The organism is Ruegeria sp. BHSB172 (genome assembly GCF_059613165.1).
In genome coordinates, this window is record NZ_JBXWRZ010000002.1 from 18,278 (window position 1) to 38,769 (window position 20,492).

The window sequence follows — 20,492 nt, forward strand, 5'->3', positions numbered from 1 at the left end:
CGGCCGACACGCGAATTCGTGGTTTCCCCTGCGTAAGAAATAGTTTAACACTAAACTAAATTCCAAAACGGGAAGTTTTGACATGTCCGACAAACCCAGCCTGCGCCAGGCCGCACTTGATTACCACGCGCATCCGAAGCCTGGGAAACTGGAGGTCAAGGCGACCAAACCCATGGCCAACGGCCGCGACCTCGCGCGCGCCTACTCACCCGGCGTGGCCGAGGCCAGCCTGGAGATCAAAAACGACCCGACGACAGCCGAGATGTACACCGCGCGCGGCAATCTTGTGGCCGTCGTCTCGAACGGCACTGCGGTGCTGGGGCTGGGCAATATCGGCGCGCTGGCCTCCAAGCCGGTGATGGAGGGCAAGGCCGTCCTGTTCAAGAAATTCGCCGGCATCGACTGTTTCGACATCGAGTTGAACGAACCCGATCCCGAGAAACTGGCCGATATCGTCTGCGCGCTGGAGCCTACCTTCGGCGCTATCAACCTCGAAGACATCAAGGCGCCCGACTGCTTTATCGTCGAGAAACTGTGCCGCGAGCGGATGAACATTCCTGTCTTCCACGACGACCAGCACGGCACCGCCATCGTGGTGGGGGCCGCTGCGCGCAACGCGCTGCACGTAGCCGGCAAGCGGTTCGAGGATATCAAGGTGGTTTCCACCGGCGGCGGCGCGGCGGGGATCGCTTGCCTGAACATGCTGGTCAAGCTGGGGGTCAAGCGCGAGAACATCTGGTTGTGCGACATTCACGGGCTGGTCTATGAAGGCCGGGACGAGGACATGAACCCGCACAAGGACCAATTCGCCCAAAAGACCGACCTGCGCACGCTGGATCAGGTGATCGACGGCGCCGACCTGTTTCTGGGCCTCAGCGGGCCGAACGTGCTGAAGCCACAGATGGTCGCGCGCATGGCCAAACAGCCGATCATCTTTGCGCTGGCGAACCCGACCCCGGAGATCTTGCCCGATGCCGCGCGCGAAGTAGCCCCCGACGCCATCATCGCCACCGGGCGCAGCGATTTCCCGAACCAGGTGAACAACGTCCTGTGTTTCCCGTTCATCTTCCGCGGCGCGCTGGACGTGGGCGCGACCGAGATCAACGATGCCATGCAGATTGCCTGCGTCGAAGGCATCGCCGAAATGGCACGCGCCACCACCAGCGCCGAGGCCGCAGCCGCCTACAAGGGCGAGCAGTTGACCTTTGGCCCCGACTACTTGATCCCCAAGCCATTCGATCCGCGGCTGGTGGGCGTGGTGTCCTCGGCTGTGGCCCGCGCCGCGATGGAAAGCGGCGTGGCCAGGCGCCCGATCGCAGACCTCGAAGCCTACAAGGAGCGCCTGAACCAGACCGTGTTCAAATCGGCCCTGCTGATGCGGCCGGTGTTCGAGGCCGCCAAGGCCGCCTCGCGCCGCATCGTCTTTGCCGAGGGCGAGGACGAGCGCGTGCTGCGCGCCGCCCAGGCCATTCTGGAGGAAACCACCGAAACGCCCATTCTGATCGGTCGCCCCGAGGTGATCGAGGCCCGCTGCGAAAAGCTGGGGCTGTCCATACGCCCCGGTCAGGATTGCCAGATCGTGAACCCGGAAAACGACCCGCGGTACTATGACTACTGGAACTCTTATCACCAGATCATGCAGCGCCGCGGCGTGACGCCCGACCTGGCCAAGGCCATCATGCGCACCAACACCACCGCCATCGGCGCCATCATGGTGCATCGCGGCGAGGCAGACAGCCTGATCTGCGGCACCTTCGGCGAGTATCGCTGGCACCTGAACTATGTCGGACAGGTTCTGGGCGATGGCGATCTGCGCCCGCATGGCGCGCTGTCGCTGATGATCCTCGAAGACGGGCCTCTATTCATCGCCGATACCCATGTGCATCAACTGCCTTCCCCGGCGGAATTGGCCGAGATCTCGATCGGCGCGGCGCGGCATGCGCGGCGCTTTGGGGTTGAACCCAAGATCGCCTTCTGCTCGCAATCGCAATTCGGCAATCAGGCCGAGGGTTCGGGAAAACGCCTGCGCGAAGCGATCGCGATATTGGACAGCAAGCCCCGGGATTTCATCTATGAAGGCGAAATGAACCTGGACGTGGCCCTGGACCCCGAGTTGCGCGAGCGTATTTTCCCCAACTCGCGCCTGGAGGGGGCTGCCAACGTTCTGATCTTTGCCCATGCGGACGCGGCCAGCGGTGTGCGCAATATTCTGAAGATGAAGGCCGACGGCATCGAGGTCGGCCCCATCCTGATGGGCATGGGCAACAAGGCGCATATCGTAACACCCTCGATCACCGCACGCGGACTGCTGAACATGGCGGCAATTGCCGGAACACCCGTCGCGCATTACGGTTGAACACGGCGGCCCGACCGGTCTGGCCGCCCCGCCGAGGGAGGTCATCATGAAAGGTCACTGCCACTGTGGCGCCGTGCGATGGGCCAGCGATGCCGAGATCGCGTGGGGCTGCTACTGTCATTGCGCGGATTGTCGCCGTAACTGCGCTGCCCCGGTTACGGCGTTCATCGGGTTGCCCCATGGTTCTGTGACGTGGTCGGGGGATGCGCCGTGCGTGTACAGATCGTCCGAGGATGTCGAACGCCTGTTCTGCGGCACCTGCGGCACACCGATGGCATATCGCAATGCCCGAGACCGGGTGAACATTCACCTCTATACCGCCACCTTGGAAAACCCCGAAGATGCCGCACCCCGCTTTCACGTTTTTCACGCCGAGCGTCTGCACTGGCTGAACATCGAGGACAGCCTGCCCCGATATGCCGGAACAGCGACCTGATCCGAATCTGACGGACTCGCGTTTGCACACAGGGGTTTGCTGATTTGCAACAACAGAAAAAGCCCCACTCAAGGGGTTAAAATTCTTCATATTTGCAAAAATTTGCAGACCTTTTGGCACGCTTCTGCAAAGATTTCGCGATAAACTGACGCGCCGTCATGCGCGCCGCTTGCTCGGCTGGACACAGGAGCCTAACACATTCCCCAAGACTGTCTGGAGGAGGACAAATGGCGTATCAGGACTTATACGAGAGCTGGAAAAAAGATCCCGAAGCCTTCTGGATGCAGGCGGCCGAAGGCATCGACTGGATCGAGAAACCCAGCAAGGCCCTGTTTGACGACAACGCGCCGCTGTATGAATGGTTCTGCGATGCCAAGGTGAATACCTGCTGGAACGCCGTGGACCGCCACGTGGAAAACGGTCGGGGCGAGCAGACTGCCATCATCTATGACAGCCCGATCACCCACACCAAGCGCGAGATCTCCTACATGGAGCTGCGCAATCGCGTGGCGACCCTCGCCGGCGCGCTGCGCGCCAAGGGTGTCGAAAAGGGCGACCGCGTCATCATCTACATGCCGATGATCCCCGAGGCGCTCGAGGCGATGCTGGCCTGTGCGCGGCTGGGAGCGGTGCATTCGGTGGTCTTTGGCGGGTTTGCCAGCAACGAACTAGCGGTGCGGATCGACGACGCCAAACCCAAGGCGATCATCGCGGCGTCGTGCGGGTTGGAACCCGGTCGCGTGGTGCAATACAAGCCGCTGCTGGACGGCGCCATTGAGATGGCCAGCCACAAGCCGGAGTTCTGCGTGATCTTTCAGCGCGAACAGGAAGTGGCCAAGCTGGTCGAGGGGCGCGACTTCAACTGGCACGGCTTCCAGTACGGCGTTGAGCCGGCCGAATGTGTCCCGGTTGAAGGCAATGATCCGGCCTACATCCTATACACCTCGGGCACCACCGGCGCGCCCAAGGGCGTCGTACGACCCACGGCCGGGCACCTTGTGGCGCTGAACTGGACGATGAAGAACATCTACAACGTCGATCCCGGCGATGTGTTCTGGGCGGCCTCGGACGTAGGCTGGGTCGTGGGGCATTCCTACATCTGCTATGGCCCGCTGATCCACGGCAACACCACCATCGTGTTCGAGGGCAAGCCCGTCGGCACCCCCGATGCGGGCACCTTCTGGCGGGTGATTTCCGAGCACAAGGTCAAAAGCTTTTTCACCGCCCCAACGGCGATCCGCGCGGTCAAGCGCGAGGACCCCAACGGCGAAATGCTGGCGAAATACGACCTGTCCTGCCTCAAGGCCCTGTTCCTGGCCGGTGAACGCGCCGACCCCGATACGATCACCTGGGCGCAGGACGCCTTGAAGGTTCCGGTCGTCGACCATTGGTGGCAGACCGAAACCGGCTGGACCATCGCCGGCAACCCGCTGGGGATCGAGGAACTGCCGATCAAGCTGGGCTCGCCCGCCAAGCCGATGCCCGGCTATGACGTGCAGATCCTCGACGAAGGCGGCCATCCGATGAAACCGGGCGAGCTGGGCGCGATCGCGGTCAAGCTGCCGCTGCCCCCGGGGACGCTGCCAACCCTGTGGAATGCCGAGGAGCGGTTCAGGAGATCCTATCTTGAGCACTTCCCGGGTTACTACGAAACCGGCGATGCCGGGATGATCGACGAGGACGGGTACCTTTATATCATGGCACGTACCGATGACGTGATCAACGTGGCAGGCCACCGCCTGTCCACCGGCGCGATGGAGGAGGTTCTGGCCGCCCATCCCGACGTGGCTGAATGCGCGGTCATCGGCGTATCGGATGATTTGAAGGGGCAGGCCCCGGTCGGCTTCCTGTGCCTGAACGCCGGATGCAAGCGTGACAATGCCGAGATCGCGAATGAGGTCGTGCAGATGGTGCGCGACAAAATCGGCCCCGTCGCCGCCTTCAAGAAAGCCGTTGTGGTGGACCGCCTGCCCAAGACCCGCTCGGGCAAGATCCTACGCGGAACGATGGTGGCGATCGCCGATGGCAAGGACTACAAAATGCCTGCCACAATCGACGACCCGGCCATTCTGGACGAAATCACCGAAGCACTGAAATCAATCGGTTACGCCCAGTAACCGGGCATCGGGCGGCCTTGGGCCGCCCGCCCTGCCCTGCGGGCTTGCAACCTTTGGCAGACCGCCTACTGTGCCCTTGACGGAGGGCATATGGCAAATGACGACATCTGGCGCCTGAGCGCCACCGAACTGGCAGACCGCACCCGTTCCGGGGACCTGAGCGCAACTGAGGCCGTACAAAGTGCGATCGACCGGATGCACGCGCTGAACCCGGCGTTGAATGCCGTCGTCGAAGACCTTAGCGCCGAAGCGCAGGAGCGCGCCCGGACGCTGGACGCCGCGCGGGCGCGCGGCGAACCGATCGGCCCTCTGCACGGCGTTCCCGTCACGATCAAAGTCAATATCGACCAAAAAGGCCATGCCACGACCAATGGTGTGGCCGCTCTGAAAGATGTGATTGCCCCCGACGATGCGCCCGTCGTGTCGAACCTGCTGAAGGCCGGCGCGGTGGTGATCGGCCGGACCAACACGCCCGAGTTTTCATTCCGCGCCGATACCGACAACCCGCTGTATGGGCGCACGCACAACCCCTGGGGCCGACATATCTCGGCCGGCGGCTCCTCGGGCGGGGCCGGCGTGGCTGTGATGACCGGCATGGGTGCCCTGGCGCATGGCAACGATATCGGCGGCAGCCTGCGGTTCCCGGCCTCGGCCGTTGGCGCGGTGACGGTCAAGCCGGGCCTTGGCCGCGTCCCAGCATGGAACCCAAGCCAAACCGCCGAACGCGGTCTGCTGGCGCAACTGATGTCGGTGCAAGGACTGATCACCCGCAGCACAGCTGACCTGCACCTGGCAATGCCCAGCCTGATCGCTTCGGATCCGCGCGATCCGTTTCACGTTCCGCTGCCATGGCGCATAGCCGAGCCTGACCAGCAGCCGAGGGTGGCTTTCACCAAGAACACTTTTGGTTACGATCTCCACCCCGAGGTCGACAAGGCGCTGAACACGGCCCGCGATGCACTGGTTGATGCTGGGTACACCGTTGATGAGATCGACCCTCCGAACGTTTTCGAATGCGGACGGCTCGGGTATCGCGCCTTGATGGGCGAGGTTCTGACCCTGATGAAAGCCGATGTCGAGGCGGCCGGATCCGAGACCATCCAACGCATCTTTGCCACCTACTTCCAGGAATTTCCCCCGATCACGGGCCCGGACCTGATCCGGGCACTGGCGCAGCGCAGCCACCATGCGCGGGAATGGGCGCTGTTCATGGAGGACTATCCGCTGGTGCTGTCGCCCTTCCTACCGCAACCCTTTTTCAGACCCGACCGTGATACGGAAGGCTCGGAAGGCGTGCACGAAGTGCTGGGCTGCGCGGTCTATTCCTATGCGATGAACTTTCTGGGCCTTCCGGCCGCCAGCGTGCCGGCACGGCTGGCCGAATTGCCGAGCGGCCCGCAACCCATCAATGTTCAAATCGCAGCCCGCCGCTGGCGCGAGGATCTGGCCGTTGACGCCGCCGCCGCGATCGAGGCACGCGTGGGCCGGATGTGCGAAACGCTATGGGGCCGCATGGACCCGGCCGAACAGGCCGGCTGACACCAAAAAATAGACCCCGGGGTATTGTGCCCGGGGCCCGCCTACTTAAATAAGCCCGGATTTTTGGTGACGAGCGTAGCACCACCCACTCTCGCCAGCGCATAATCTGCGCATTCATTCGAAAACACCATTTTCAGGCGGCCACTCACTTCCACCTTGGCGCGTTCTCCGGGCAAATTGAGAGTATCACATTGATCTTCCGCGTCCTGTGAACTGCATCACACAAGCGGGCCAAATCTCTGTTTTCCCATGCCTTCAGGTGAATTGCTCGGAAATCAGGCGTTCCTCCAGCCCGTGGCCCGGATCGAACAGAATGCGATGCCGCACCTTGGGCTCGGAGCGGATCTCGACCCAGTCGATATCCGGGAACGAGATCGAATCGGCATCGGCCATGACCGGGCGCTTGTCGGCCTCGAGCACGTCGAACCGGACATGCGCCGTTTTCGGCAGCAGCGCCCCCCGCCACCGGCGCGGCCGGAAGGCTGCGATCGCTGTCAGGGCCAGAACGTCCGAACCGATCGGCAGGATCGGCCCATGCGCCGAATAGTTGTAGGCGGTGGACCCGGCGGGCGTAGACAGCAGCGCTCCATCGCACACCAGTTCGGCCAGGCGCAGACGCCCATCGACGCTGATCCGCAGGCGTGCGGCCTGCGGTCCGGCCCGCAGCAGTGACACTTCGTTGATCGCAAGGGCCTCGTGCAGCTTACCGGACTGGTCCATCGCGCGCATGGCCAGAGGATTGATCACCTCTTCCTCGGCGGCGGCAAGACGGTCCAGCAGATTGGCGTCGTCATATTCATTCATCAAGAAACCGATGGTTCCGCGGTTCATGCCATAGACCGGCACGTCCAGATGCTGCGTGTTGTGCAGCGTGCGCAGCATGAACCCGTCCCCGCCCAGCGCCACGATGACATCCGCGTCCCGTGGCGCGGCGTTGCCGTAACGGTCCACCAGCGTGCTGCGCGCAGTTTGTGCGACATCCGCGTCGCTGGCGAGAAAAGCGATTCTCTTTGTCATGTTCTGTTGGTTTCCGGTGCTGCGCATTTGGTTCCGAAACAAACATACCTTTCCCCCTTAGGCCAGACTTGACGCCGCAGAAGGCCAATTCGTCGCTTTAAAGTCTTTTTCATTTGCGCGGTTTCCTATAGGAAATCCGCCAAACCAACCTCAGCCATGCGGAGCGCCCATGAACGCTAACCTTCGTGATAACGGTTTCTTCACCCAGCCTCTCGCCGAGCGCGACCCCGAACTGTACGGCGCGATCCGGTCTGAATTGGGCCGTCAGCGCGACGAGATCGAACTGATCGCCTCGGAAAACATCGTCTCGGCCGCCGTGATGGAGGCGCAGGGCTCGGTGATGACCAACAAATATGCCGAAGGCTATCCCGGCCGTCGCTACTATGGCGGCTGCCAGTTCGTCGACATCGCCGAGAACTTGGCCATCGACCGGGCCAAGCAATTGTTCGGCTGCGAATTCGCCAATGTTCAACCGAATTCGGGGTCGCAGGCCAATCAGGGCGTCTTCCAGGCGCTGCTGCAACCTGGCGACACCATCCTGGGCATGAGCCTGGATGCCGGCGGCCACCTGACCCATGGTGCCAAGCCCAACCAGTCAGGCAAGTGGTTCAACGCGGTGCAATACGGCGTGCGCAAGCAGGACAACATGCTGGACTATGACCAGGTCGAGGCGCTTGCGAAAGAACACCAGCCCAAGCTGATCATCGCCGGCGGCTCGGCCATTCCGCGCCAGATCGACTTTGCCCGCATGCGTCAGATTGCCGACATGGTCGGCGCCTACCTGCATGTGGATATGGCGCATTTCGCGGGCTTGGTGGCAGCAGGCGAACACCCGTCGCCCTTCCCGCACGCGCATGTGGCCACGACCACCACGCACAAAACCCTGCGCGGCCCCCGCGGCGGCATGATCCTGACCAATGACGAAACGATCGCCAAGAAGGTGAACTCGGCCATCTTCCCCGGCATTCAGGGCGGCCCGTTGATGCATGTGATCGCGGCCAAGGCCGTCGCCTTTGGCGAAGCGCTGCGTCCGGAATTCAAAGACTACATCAAGCAGGTGATCACCAACGCGCAGGCGCTGTCGGATCAGCTGATCAAGGGCGGTCTGGACACGGTGACCCACGGCACCGACACCCATGTGGTGCTGGTCGACCTGCGCCCCAAGGGCGTCAAGGGCAACGCGACCGAAAAGGCATTGGGCCGCGCGCACATCACCTGCAACAAGAACGGCGTGCCGTTCGACCCCGAAAAACCGACCGTGACCAGCGGGATCCGACTGGGTTCACCTGCCGGCACAACACGCGGTTTTGGCGAGCCGGAGTTTCGTCAGATCGCCGACTGGATCATCGAGGTGGTCGACGGGCTAGCCGCCAACGGCGAGGATGGCAACGATGCGGTCGAAGCGAGGGTCAAGGCCCAGGTGGCCGAGCTGTGCGCCCGGTTCCCGATCTATCCCAACCTCTGAGTTCGTCAGCGACCCTGACCTGAAATGGCGCCCCGCTGGGCGCCATTTTTCGTGGCGATGTCCGCGTTAGATCAGGCCGCGCCACAGCAGAAAGACCAGCACCAGAACGGCAAGTGCCAAAAGGTTGAACGACAACGCCCCAAGGGTGTCCAGAAACCAGCCCCAGCGGCGATCGGCCAGGCTGATCGAGCGCAGATGTGCCTGGACTTCGTGCGCGGCTTTTTCCAGCCGAGGCGTGTCCAGGATCAGGCGCAACCGGGGGTGCGCGGCCATCGGTTCGGCGCGGGCCAGTTCCATCGCCTGTTTGTAGACGCGACGCGGCAGTCGCCGTTTTGCGCGCCGCACCGACTCGGCCAGCGTCTTGCCCCGGGTGCCCAGCTTTTTCCGCAGCAGGGCGATGGTCTGGGCGATCAGGGTTTGAATTTCGGTTTCCTGCGACATCCGCGCCTCCTGAGCCGACAATCTAGCCTTGCCGATGCGGCGCGACAATGGGGCTGGCTGTCGGGTTTGGCTGGCGGTATCAGTACGCCATGTTGAACACGATCATACATGGCGACCCGACATCGCTCCCGCCCCTGCTGATTGCCCACGGCCTGTACGGATCGGCCCGGAACTGGGGGGTTATTGCCCGAAGACTGGCCGACGAACGGCAGGTCGTGGCCGTGGACATGCGCAACCACGCCTACAGCAAATGGGATGACCGGCACGACTATCAGGCCCTGGCCGACGATCTGGCCGAGGTCATCGACAACCTGGGCGGGCGGGCAGACGTGCTGGGGCACTCGATGGGGGGCAAGGCGGCCATGACCTTGGCCCTGACCCATGGCGCACGGGTCAACAAGCTGGTGGTGGCCGACATCGCGCCGGTGACCTACGGCCACAGCCAGATGCCCTATATCGAAGCGATGCGCGCCGTGGACATGGCGCAGGTTCATCGGCGGGCCGATGCCGAACGGCTGTTGGCCGAACAGGGCGTCGAAAAGGCCCTGCAAAGTTTTTTCACGCAGTCACTGGACGTAGCCGGGAAACGCTGGCGGCTGAACTTGGACGTGCTGGCAAAAGAAATGCCCAGAATCATGGGCTTTCCGGATATTGACGCAGTTTGGGATGGCCCGGCGCTGTTCCTGTCGGGCGCCGAGTCGGACTATGTCCGGCCGGAACACCGCAACACGATCAGGTCGCTGTTCCCCAACACCCGTTTCGCCAAGATCCCCGGTGCGGGACACTGGTTGCACGCCGAGAAACCCAGAGAGTTCCAAGCCGCCGTCAGGACGTTTCTCAACGCCTGACAACCGCGTAGGTCAATACAGTTTCCAGGCCACGAGCCACGACGCAGGCGCAGCCGCCACCGCGCCGATGGCGGCACCGGCAAAAATCGTCTGAACCGAGACGAAACCGGCCACCAGAACCGCAATGACAGCCAACCCCGCCAGCGCGGTGGCAATCAGCGAATACAGCAGGAACGCAAGCCTCAACATGTGTCACCACCCTTTGTGAACGATCAGGCCGATCATGACACATTCAGAAAACGGAAACCGTGATCTGGAACAAGATCCCACAAGCGCGGCCCATCATTGTTCGCGGAAGGCGCGTGACATGCTGTCGACCACCGGCTTGGCAATGTAGGAGGCAAAGGTGCGTTCCTCGGTCTGGATCATGATCTCGGCCGGCATGCCCGGTGTCGGGACAAACCCACGGATCCGATCCAACTCCTCGGGCGGCAACGAGACCCGCGCCAGATAGACTTCCTTGGGAATGCCGCCGGCCTCTTCCAGAACCGCATCCGCCGAAACATAGAAGACCTCGCCGGTCAGAACAGGCGTGGTGCGCTGGTTCAACGCGACAAGCCGCACGGTCGCGGTTTGGCCCGTCGAAACGCTGTCGATGTCGGTGCGGGGAATCTGGGCCTCGATGATCAGGGGCGCATCCGCGGGCAGGATTTCGGCGATCGGCTCACCGGTTTCGATCACGCCGCCCGGCGTGTGATAGTGCAGACGCACGACCGTACCGTCCACCGGCGCCCGTACAACCGCGCGCGCAAGGACGCTGCTGGCCTGCCGGGATTTTTCGCGCACGCTTTCAAGGTCGGCCTCGACAACGCTGAGCTCGTCCAGGGCAGCCTCGCGATAGGCCGACCGGGTCCGGGCGATCTGTTCGGTGTATTTCAGCAGCATCTGGTCGATTTCCGACGCCTCGGACTGCAGCCGGGCCAACTGGCCGTCCGCCTCGGCTTGAACGCGCCGGATCGTGTTCAGTTCACCTTTTCGGACCAGGCCCTTTTCATACAACGACTTCTTGGTCTCGTATTCTTCCTGCAGGATGTCGCGGCGGCGTTCCATGCTTTCAAGTTGCGCACGGAACCCGCTGACCCGGATCTTCAGCGCCTCGATGTTGCGTTCAAGCAGTGCGATGTCGTTCAGTAAGGTCTTGCGCGACACCTCGAAGCTGAGGCGCTGGTTGTCCAGGATCGTCATCACCTCGACATCGTCCGACGCTTCGATCAGCTCGTGCGAGAATACCAGCTTCTCGCGCTCTCCATATTCGGCCAGCAGACGGTCGACCATCGCCTGCAGGCGCATCTTGCGCACATAGAGCTCGCGCTGATTTGCCTCGGCCGAGGTCTGGTCAAGGGTCATCAACACCTGACCGGCCTTCACTGTCTGACCTTCGGACACAAGTATGTCCTCGATAATTCCTCCTTCCAGGTGCTGAACGATCTTGTTGCGCCCGGTCGCCACAAAACTGCCCTGGGCGATGACCGCCGCCGCCAGTGGCGCACTGAACGCCCAGACGCCAAATCCGCCGAAACAGGTGACCAGAAGGATCATTCCCAATACGATCAGTCGGCTGATGGATCTGGGAACCTCGGCATACCAAAGTGTCGGATCATCGATCTTCGCGATTTCGTTCATCGTTGCCCCCCTGTCAGCCTTTCAACTCGGGCTGCTTTCGCGACCCGGCCAATTGCTGCAACACCTGTTCGCGCTGCCCGAACAGCGCCACGCGCCCGTCGGTCAGCAGCATGATCTTGTCCACCACGTTCAACAGCGCAGGTTTTTGCGTGATCACGACAACGGTGATCTTGTTGGACCGAGCCTGTTCGATGGCCCGCGCCAGCGCCTTGTCGCCCGCCACGTCCAGGTTCGAGTTCGGCTCGTCCAGAACCACCAGCCTGGGGTTGCCGAAGAACGCACGCGCCAGGGCGATGCGTTGTTTCTGCCCGCCCGACAGCGGCGAGCCATCGGCCGCGACCACAGTCTCATAGCCCTGCGGCAGCGTTGCGATCATGTTGTGCACATCGGCCAGAACCGCGGCGTCGTGGATCTGTTCATCGGTGGCATCCGCACGCATGCGGCCGATATTGTCCTTGATCGTTCCCGGAAACAGCTGAACGTCCTGAGGCAGGTACCCGATGCTTTCGCCGAACTGGCGCGGATCCCAGTTTCGGATGTCCATCAGGTCCAGGCGCACGCTGCCCGAGGTCGGAAGAATCGACCCCACCAGCGTCTTGCCCAGCGTCGTCTTGCCCGCGCCCGAATTGCCGATGATCGCCAGCGTCTCGCCGGGGTTGAGCGAAAAGTTGATCCCGTTCAGTACCACCCGCTTGGTTCCGCCGGGCACATACAAAAGCCTTTCCACATCCAGGCGGCCCTCGGGGCGCGGCAGGCGCAGTTTTTCGAACTGCAGTGCCGAATTGGCCAACAGGTTTCGGATCCGGCCATAGGCGCCTCGGGTCAACAGGAAGGTGTTCCAGCCCTCGATTGAGCCTTCGATCGGGGCAAATGCCCGCCCCGCGATGATCGAGGCCGCGATGACCATGCCCCCGGTGATTTCGCCCTGCAGCGCCAGAAAGGCACCCCAGCCCAGTATGCCGATCTGGGTCAACAGGCGTACGGTGCGCGAAATGGCGGCAAAGATCACGTTACGATCCTGCGCGCGCACCTGCCATGTCAGCGACGACGCCGTGTCGCGGCCCCAGATGCGCACCGCTTCGGGGATCATGGCCAAGGCGTTGATGATCTGGCTGTTCCGGGCCATCGAGTCCAGGTGCTGGTTTGCCATGGACTGCGCCTTATTGGCTTCGGCGAAGGGTTTTGCCGTCATTCTCTGGTTAATCAGCGCGATCGTCATCAGGATCAGCGCCGTGACCACCACGATCATTCCCAGTTCGGGGTGGACAAGAAAGATCATCAGAATGAACAGCGGCGCGAACGGCACGTCCAGAAACGAGATCAAGGTTCCCGATACCAGAAAGCCCCGCAACTGCTGAAGATCACCAAGGGTCTGGTATTCGCGCCCGGTCCCGTGCAGCGAAGCATGAGCCGCCGCACTCAGAATCGGTGCCCCCAGACGGGCCGCGACCTCGACCCCCGTGCGCATCAGCATGAACCGGCGCACGGCGTCGAAGGCCGATTGGAAGATGACCGCGCCGGCAACGATCGCCGTCAGCATGATCAACGTGTCCAGCGACCGGCTGGTCAGGACCCGGTCGCTGATCTGGAACAGATAGATCGGGATCGCCAGGATCAGGATGTTTGTCGCGCAGGTCAGGACCAACACGAAGGCAAGGTTGCGCCAGATGGCGCGCATCGACGTCTGCAGCGTGCGCTGAAAATCCTGCGGCGGTGTCCGTTTGTGGAAGGTCTGGGGTGGCCCTTTGCCGTCGCCGCCGCCGGTTCCGGTGCGCAGCAGCGGCTTGTTGGCTTCGCCTTCGATCGTGGTGCCCATGCGCTCCGTTTCACCAGACTGGGTCGAGGGGGTCATTCGCGCAGTCGGTGCCTGGACACGGTGCGGATCGGGGCCGTCGGCATCGGCCACCCCAGCGTCATCTCCGGCGGTTTCAGCCGCAGGAGACGACAGGTTGCGCCGAGGGGAAGAACCGGCGCGGTGTTTGTCTTGCGCAACCCTGCCGGCATCGGTCCGGGTCGCCTGATCGGTTTTCCGGGTGGTTTCCCCACCGGACTTGCTGGCCGCTCGGGGCTCTTTTTTCGCGGCCGCGTCACCTTCGGAGACGCCGCCGCTCCCAGGTGCCAGGTCGCCTGTGACACGCATTTCTTTTCCCAATCTCAGACAGGACATCGGAGCGGGTTCCTTGCGGCTTTTGTCGGGCACTCTGTCAGCCGGTTTGAGGGTCAGGGGCCGACCACCTCCTGACCTGTCGAGCGGGCTGGCATATCGGGGACGGCACGATGAAAATACAATCGACATGAACTGAACTTCCGGTCACTCGCTACAAAAAAGGCAAATCAGGCCAGCATCGTCTGCAGGCCATCATGAGAATTCAGTACCTCCGTCGGCGTCAGGTCCGGCCCGGTCACGGCACCAGCGCCCGCTGCCGCCGTCATCGCGTCATCCATCAGAATGGCGATCGCCTCGTTGGCCAAGGCCGGGCTGATCTGGTCGTCGGGCGTGTCGATCAGGCTGGCCTGATGCAGCAACAGATCGGAATAGGCGCCGCCAGCGGCCATGACGGTCGAGTCGACGCCCAGCTTGTTGATATTGGCCGCGTTCAGCATGGCATTCGACCCGGCAATGACTTCGGTGCTGGCCGCATGCGGCCCGGACAGGAAAACATCGTCTTGATCGGCCAGCATCGTGACCTGCTGGACGATATTCAATTGCATCAGGTCGCCGTCGATCTTCAGCACGCGCATCTGTTCCATGCCGGCGAACATCGGATCGTTCAGCAATGCGTCCTCGAGCGCGGTCATGTCCATCTTGTCCATGGCCAGCGCATTGGCCAGGCCCGCGTCCAGCGCCTGCTGGGTGTCCTGCCCCTGCCCCGTGACCGAGGCCTGGTTCATCAACAGGTTACCATCCGCGCCTGCGGACGCGCCTTCCGCCAGCCCGCCCGAGACGATGTCGTCATCCACCAGCGCCAGCGTCTGGAACAGCATGTCGACCGAGACCATGTCGCCACCGATCATGATCAGGTCATAGAAGCTGCCCAGTTGCACCACATCGGCCACGTTGACCATCTGGTTGGCCCCCAGGGCGTACATCGTCGAAGACGCTGAAATGTCGGCCTGGATGTGGTCGATGTCGGTGGCGTCGATGACCTGTTTAAAGAAGTTCGCAACCACCAGGTCGCCGTGAATCCAGTCGACCGTCATCTGTGCCGGCTGGCTACCGGTGCCCGCGGCCGAGGTGGTTCCGGCCAGCCAGGGCGCCGGGTTGGACTGCGTGTCGATCTGTGACGACTGGACAACCATCGTGCCCGAGCCCCCGCCCGGCGTGCCGACATCCATGTCGGACACAAGCGCGACCTGGCTGATTGCCGTCAGGCTGACCGCCTGACCTCCGACTGCGATGAAGGGCGCATCCACCCATCCCACGGTCAATGCGACCTCGTTGATGGCCAGGTTTCCACCGGCGACGACAGTGTGGCCGTCGTCGAACTCGGGATCTTTCGACTGGTCCCACTCGGCGGGAACGGCCACAGAGAGCGGCAATTCATCTGACGTCTCGTCGGGCTGGTGATAGGCCGGCAAAAGATCGCTCCAGACGGGTGCCTCGGCCACGTGTTGCCCATTTACGATGACGCCCAGCGCGTCGTCTCCGTGGAACTGATGAACCGTGGCGCCTTCGACATGTGTGCCGGGCGGCGCTTGCATCTGGGCGGCCATGTCCTGAACATATTCAGCCGACGCATAGTCGGAAATCGCAAAAGACGGCGCGGCCATCGCATGCAGCGACAGCGCGGTGTCGAGCGCGGCCTTGGCCTGAGCAGTCATCAGCCCCACATCGCGAAAATCACCGACACCAACGGTGTCGTTGTCGCTCAGGACGATGGTTTGGAACGTGTAGGTCACCGCCGAGCCAATCACTTCGCTTGTCAGCTCGGGCCGCAGCACGATGTATTCGGGGCCACTGCCTGCCAGTTCCGAATCTGGCAGAATGCGACCGGGCGCGGGCGGGGTACCGATGGTGATCTCGGTCTTGATCGAGGGGCCATCCGGCGCCGGCGGCAGCTGCGGGTCGGCCGGAGGAGCGGGAAAGCGGAACGGCAGCGCATCGTAATCCCTGGGCGCCAGTTCGAGTTCGGCCTTGATCTGGATCCGCGTCGGGTCTTCCAGTTCATCAAGGTCCACCTTCCGCCGCAGCGCGGTAAATTCGTCGTATTGGTCGCGCAGGCGGGCCTGTTCAATGGTCAGTTCAAAGGTTCCGATGAAATGGGCAATTGTTTCAGTAATGCTGTCTAGTGACATCTGAATGTTCCCTGTCGCGTTCACCGGCGGAAATTTCCGGTTTCGGCTGTGCTGGGCCGGGGCCGCCTGAACGGCCCCGGCAATGTCGTCAAAACCCAAGGGCCGGTAAAGCGGCCCTCGGCAAAGTTGGCTTTATGCCTCGGTGTCGTCGCTGGCGTAGCTCGAGGTCATCGAGCCGCCGACCATCGTCGTGTCCACCGAGTTGCCAAGCACGTTGGCACCCATGACGATCGACTGGTTGAAGGCCGAGGTATCGACCACCGCAGCCGCCGATGCGTAGGATTCACCGGTGACGATGCCATCGCCGCCGTTGTTGGAACCCCAGGTGCCGCCGTTGCCAGCCGCGCCGCCATCACCCGAATAGGCGCCGGCTGCGCTGCCACCGTTGACGGTGCCGCCCATGGTGTCGCCCGCCGTGGACTGGCCCATGGCATAGCCGCTGGTGCCGCCATTGGCGGCCGATGCGCCACCGGCCCCGCCCGCGCCCGAGCCGGCCGCGCCATCGGCGCTGCCGGAACCGGCCGAGTCGGCGTCGTTGTCCGAGTCGGCTGCGCCACCGTAACCCGCGATGGCTTCGGCCAAGCTGTCGGCCGCGCCGTTCACATCCGAGTCGCCGAAGACGTCCGACGCCCCGCCTGCTCCTGCGGTGTTCGCAGCATCCGCCGATCCTGCGCCGCTGCCGGACGAGCTTGCCGTGGGCGTCGTCGTGCCACCGGCTCCGCCGTCGCCATCCGCAGCCGAAGTCCCGGTACCGGTTCCGGTCGAGGACCCGTCAGCGTCGTTCGTACCACCGGCACCACCATTGGCATTGGCGTTTTGCGAGTTGCTGGCCGCGCCATTCACGTCGCCCGGGCTCTGGTCGATATCCGGCCCGCTGGCACTCTGATCGCCAACACCTTGGGAGTCGGCATCCGCCGCGGAACTGCCGCCGGTACCCGGACCACCCGAGCCCGCGCCGCCGGTTCCGTCACCGCCGTCGCCGTCACCACCGGTGCCGTCACCGCCGGTTCCGTCGCCACCTTCGCCAGCTTCGGCATCAACACCCAGGATCTCTTCCTGCAGCGCCATGATCGCGGCTTCGACCAAGGCCGAGAAGCCACCTTCACCATCGCCGCCGGTGCCATCTCCACCGTCGCCGTCGCCGCCGGTGCCATCTCCACCATCGCCGTCGCCGCCGGTGCCATCACCGCCATCGCCGTCGGCCGAGCTGTCGGAACTGCTGTCAGCCGCGCCTTCCGCGGCATTGCTGCCGGCGGTCGCGTCGTTGGCTTCGGTGTCAGCATCACTGCTGTTCGACGCCGAACCGTCGGCGGCGGCATCGCCGTCACCGCCATCGGCGCCGGAAGCATCGGTCGAGTTGTCGGCATTGCCATCGCCGGTTCCTGTCGAATCCGAATCGCTGTCACCGCCATCGGCATCGCCCGACGCGCTCGCGCCCGACATGCCCATGCCTGCCGCGTGCGAGGTCGAATCGGCGCTTCCACCGTCACCGCCGGTCGAGTCGCCATCGGTGCTGGATGTGCCTGCGTTGTCCGAGCTGGATGCACTGTCGGCAGCACCGCCATCGCCACCGGCACTGTCACCGTCGGCATGCGCACCGGACATTCCAAGACCCATGCTGCCGTTGCTTGCATCACCGGTTGCGCCACCGGTTCCGCCAGCCGCATCACTGTCGGCACTGCCGGTATGACCACCCATCGAAAACGCGTGGCTGCCGCTGGTATCGCCATCCGCCGAGCCACCGTTGTTGGTGCCGCCTGCGCCGGAATCGCCACCGGCCACGGACGAGCCGATGCCCTCTTCGGCATGGGCGTTGCCGCCGGTCGCGCTGCCGTTCTGATAGAACTCGCCGTCATTGGACAGCGAAACCGAATCCAGCGTGTCGTCGTCGCTGAGGTTGGCAAGCTGGTTGTTGATCGACGACATGTCATTGCCCGGACCGTTCAGCGAGATGTCCAGGTTCAGATCGTCGCCTGGATCATAGTTCACATCGCGGCCGCCGGTGATCACATCACCGATCGAGGCCGAGTCCCCGACATCCAGATCAACCTGGTCATCATCGCGCGGGATCCATTCGCCACCGCCGAAGTCGATGTTGATCGCATTGTTGTTGGAGTTCGAGTTGCTGTCGTCACCGCCGTTGGTGTTCTGTTGCTGCTGGGCCTGATCCTGGCCCTGATCCTGGCCCTGACCCTGGTCCTGACCCTGCGAATTGTCATTGTCAGAGGTCTGAGACTGGTCCTGATTGTCCGCATTGTTCGCGGCATTCGAGACATCCTGACCCTGCTGCTGTTGCTGCGCGGTCAGGTCGGCCTCGATGAAAGCTTCCTCGACGGGAATTTCCGCGTTGATCGGAGCGTCCAGATTTTCAACATTTATTTCGTCGACGGTCGTGACGTTGGTATTGTTAACATTGCGTCGCATTTCAATATCCTTTTTCGGAGCGCCAGACCGCAATTCATCTACAAAACGGCATTCGGCGCGATTGAGTCAAATATTCGCGTAGTCCCGCCAAATCTGCGCGGATACGCGTCTGTGGTGTTTGGATGTCGTGCCCCCCTTTCTCGGCCAAGCCGAATCCGGGACTGCCTTGATGCGCGAAATACTGCGCAGCGCAGTCACGTCTGTATCAGAGCCTCGGTAATTGAGGCGTCGAATAGCCTACATCCAAGAGCGCGCCTGACTAGCTGGCCGAAAGCACAGTTTCGATCAAGCTTCTGTTTTCATGATGTTTTTCAAGACAGACCCGGTTTTCTCGTGATCCCGAGACGAACGAAGGACCGAAACGAGGCGTAAATAGTTATCCCATTATTTCCCGCGACTTATGCCACAAGCCCTACCAAAGATCCTATGCAAAAGTTCTATAAACCCTAAATTGACCAGACATAAAATGTTGAAAAAACCACTACCTTCTGGTATAAGATATTCATTGAATTTGACTAATCGAATTACGTACGCGCCCGATCGCAAAATATTGTGAAACCGCCTGGTCACTTGGTTTGAGGAGGTAATTTCGAATGCCTTCCGGGAATCTGATTTCAGACACAATTTCTGAAAATGAAGACTTCATGATTGTCTTTCTTGGAAAAGAACTGTTTTTTTCCAACCAAACGCTCAGAAACGTCCAGAACGAATTCGGCGTCGCGGCCCATCGCTTCGAAACCCTGGACGCTTACCTGTCGGAAGCAGAAAAGGCGACCTCTGGGTCCGGCAAGATTCTTGTGGTCGACCAGATCCTTATTGATGACCTGCTGACCCGCCCCGAAGCCTATGCCGAAGCAGCGCGGTCCGGGTGCCTGGCTTTCGCCTACCGCAAAGAGGAGATGGCTCTGACCCTGTTCAACAACTGGCTACGCGACACACATGGCCCGATCGGCTATCTTCCCATGAACATCGCTCCAGATGCCTGGCGGGCAATCCTGAGGCTGCTGATGCACGAGGAACTGTACCTTCCCGGCTTTGTCGCGACCTGCATGAGCCAACCTGCCGCCCGCTCCGATCCCGACGACAAGCAGAAGCCTCAGGTCTCGGCGCGCTCGACCGGACATGCGCCCGGTGACCTGCTTTCCACCCTGACTCCTCGGGAATTGCAGGTCTTGGAGCTCGTCTCGCAAGGCAAGAGCAACAAGGCAATCGCGGCGCAACTCGGCATCACCGAACACACGGTGAAACTGCATGTCCACAACGTTTCGGGCAAGATCGGAGTCAGCAACCGGACCGCCGCCGCGCATTTCTATTTCGAGGCCGCGCCACAAGCGAACGGAAAGGCCAGCCGTGACTGACAGGTTCGAAGAAAAATTCGATCGCCTGATCCTGCTGGTCGGGCGGTTGAACTACATGTGGACGAACACCGAAAGCCTGCTGATACACCTGATCGCGGGGCTGTCGGGCACTTCGAAGGATGTGGCTGTCATCATCTTTCTGACTCTGAACACGACCCGCGCGCGCATCGACCTGGTCGAACGTCTGGCCAAGATGGACGGCCGTCCGGCCGACGTGCGCGACCCCATCCTTTTGCATACCCGACGCCTCGGTCGGTTGTCGGCGATACGCAACCGGTTCAACCACTGCATCTATTCTTTCGATCAGGAAAGCGGGAACCCCAAAACAATTCTGATGCGCATCGCCGACCGCAAGACCGACATCAAGCTGGGTCGGGAAGACACCGTCGACGATCAGGCGTTGGCCGACATCGAAGATGTTCTGGCCCAACTGTCTGCCGCCAACAGGGACATCTGGAGCCTGATTTCCAGGCTAGGGTTTCCTGTCTAGGGGATAAGACAGAGAAACCGGTTGGTGGTGCGGGCGGTGGGCACCATGTCGCTGTTGCAACATGTCGCAAATTGTCCGAACC

The 20,492-nt window shown here is 62.2% G+C and carries 15 protein-coding genes; 8 read left to right on the forward strand and 7 right to left on the reverse strand.

The window, feature by feature from the left end; translation table 11 throughout:
- Nucleotides 1-82 precede the first annotated feature (82 nt).
- From AC2FM3_RS01130 to AC2FM3_RS01145, 4 genes are all read left to right on the forward strand, one after another.
- Nucleotides 83-2,356, forward strand: a complete 2,274-nt coding sequence (locus AC2FM3_RS01130; RefSeq protein WP_496678395.1) for an NADP-dependent malic enzyme — start codon at nucleotides 83-85, stop codon at nucleotides 2,354-2,356.
- 46 nt (nucleotides 2,357-2,402) lie between these two features.
- Complete coding sequence (locus AC2FM3_RS01135) at nucleotides 2,403-2,792, forward strand: GFA family protein (protein ID WP_496678397.1); 390 nt, start codon at nucleotides 2,403-2,405, stop codon at nucleotides 2,790-2,792.
- A 227-nt stretch (nucleotides 2,793-3,019) separates the two neighbouring features.
- Nucleotides 3,020-4,909, forward strand: coding sequence for a propionate-CoA ligase PrpE (gene prpE, locus AC2FM3_RS01140; protein WP_496678398.1), 1,890 nt, complete (start codon nucleotides 3,020-3,022; stop codon nucleotides 4,907-4,909).
- Between the two features lie 90 nt (nucleotides 4,910-4,999).
- Nucleotides 5,000-6,448, forward strand: coding sequence for an amidase family protein (locus AC2FM3_RS01145; RefSeq protein ID WP_496678400.1), 1,449 nt, complete (start codon nucleotides 5,000-5,002; stop codon nucleotides 6,446-6,448).
- 255 nt (nucleotides 6,449-6,703) lie between these two features.
- On the opposite strand, the gene AC2FM3_RS01150 is transcribed toward AC2FM3_RS01145, so the two are convergent.
- Nucleotides 6,704-7,465: an NAD kinase gene (locus tag AC2FM3_RS01150; protein ID WP_496678402.1), complete on the reverse strand. Its 762-nt coding sequence runs from the start codon at nucleotides 7,463-7,465 to the stop codon at nucleotides 6,704-6,706.
- Nucleotides 7,466-7,634: 169 nt separating this feature from the next.
- Between AC2FM3_RS01150 and glyA the strand changes: the two genes are divergently transcribed.
- Complete coding sequence (gene glyA, locus AC2FM3_RS01155; RefSeq protein WP_496678404.1) at nucleotides 7,635-8,930, forward strand: serine hydroxymethyltransferase; 1,296 nt, start codon at nucleotides 7,635-7,637, stop codon at nucleotides 8,928-8,930.
- Nucleotides 8,931-8,996: 66 nt separating this feature from the next.
- Here glyA and AC2FM3_RS01160 read toward each other — a convergent pair whose 3' ends face one another.
- The gene (locus AC2FM3_RS01160) at nucleotides 8,997-9,371 is read right to left on the reverse strand and encodes a hypothetical protein (protein ID WP_496678406.1); all 375 of its coding nucleotides are present in this window, start codon (nucleotides 9,369-9,371) and stop codon (nucleotides 8,997-8,999) included.
- Between the two features lie 89 nt (nucleotides 9,372-9,460).
- On the opposite strand from AC2FM3_RS01160, the gene AC2FM3_RS01165 reads away from it, so the two are divergent.
- Nucleotides 9,461-10,219, forward strand: a complete 759-nt coding sequence (locus AC2FM3_RS01165) for an alpha/beta fold hydrolase (protein ID WP_496678408.1) — start codon at nucleotides 9,461-9,463, stop codon at nucleotides 10,217-10,219.
- A 12-nt stretch (nucleotides 10,220-10,231) separates the two neighbouring features.
- Here AC2FM3_RS01165 and AC2FM3_RS01170 read toward each other — a convergent pair whose 3' ends face one another.
- From AC2FM3_RS01170 to AC2FM3_RS01190, 5 genes are all read right to left on the reverse strand, one after another.
- On the reverse strand, nucleotides 10,232-10,408 hold the full coding sequence (locus tag AC2FM3_RS01170) for a hypothetical protein (RefSeq protein WP_496678409.1): 177 nt from the start codon (nucleotides 10,406-10,408) through the stop codon (nucleotides 10,232-10,234).
- A 93-nt stretch (nucleotides 10,409-10,501) separates the two neighbouring features.
- On the reverse strand, nucleotides 10,502-11,842 hold the full coding sequence (locus tag AC2FM3_RS01175; protein ID WP_496678410.1) for an HlyD family type I secretion periplasmic adaptor subunit: 1,341 nt from the start codon (nucleotides 11,840-11,842) through the stop codon (nucleotides 10,502-10,504).
- A gap of 13 nt (nucleotides 11,843-11,855) precedes the next feature.
- On the reverse strand, nucleotides 11,856-13,694 hold the full coding sequence (locus tag AC2FM3_RS01180) for a type I secretion system permease/ATPase (protein ID WP_496678412.1): 1,839 nt from the start codon (nucleotides 13,692-13,694) through the stop codon (nucleotides 11,856-11,858).
- Nucleotides 13,695-14,176: 482 nt separating this feature from the next.
- On the reverse strand, nucleotides 14,177-16,138 hold the full coding sequence (locus AC2FM3_RS01185) for a type I secretion protein (protein ID WP_496678413.1): 1,962 nt from the start codon (nucleotides 16,136-16,138) through the stop codon (nucleotides 14,177-14,179).
- Nucleotides 16,139-16,270: 132 nt separating this feature from the next.
- Nucleotides 16,271-18,562 (reverse strand): hypothetical protein, encoded by a 2,292-nt coding sequence (locus AC2FM3_RS01190; protein ID WP_496678415.1) that lies wholly within the window; start codon nucleotides 18,560-18,562, stop codon nucleotides 16,271-16,273.
- A gap of 644 nt (nucleotides 18,563-19,206) precedes the next feature.
- Between AC2FM3_RS01190 and AC2FM3_RS01195 the strand changes: the two genes are divergently transcribed.
- On the forward strand, nucleotides 19,207-19,920 hold the full coding sequence (locus AC2FM3_RS01195) for a response regulator transcription factor (protein WP_496678417.1): 714 nt from the start codon (nucleotides 19,207-19,209) through the stop codon (nucleotides 19,918-19,920).
- Entirely contained in the window at nucleotides 19,913-20,410 is a 498-nt protein-coding gene (locus AC2FM3_RS01200) for a hypothetical protein (protein WP_496678418.1), read from the forward strand. The genes AC2FM3_RS01195 and AC2FM3_RS01200 overlap by 8 nt, the downstream gene beginning before the upstream one ends.
- Nucleotides 20,411-20,492 lie beyond the last annotated feature (82 nt).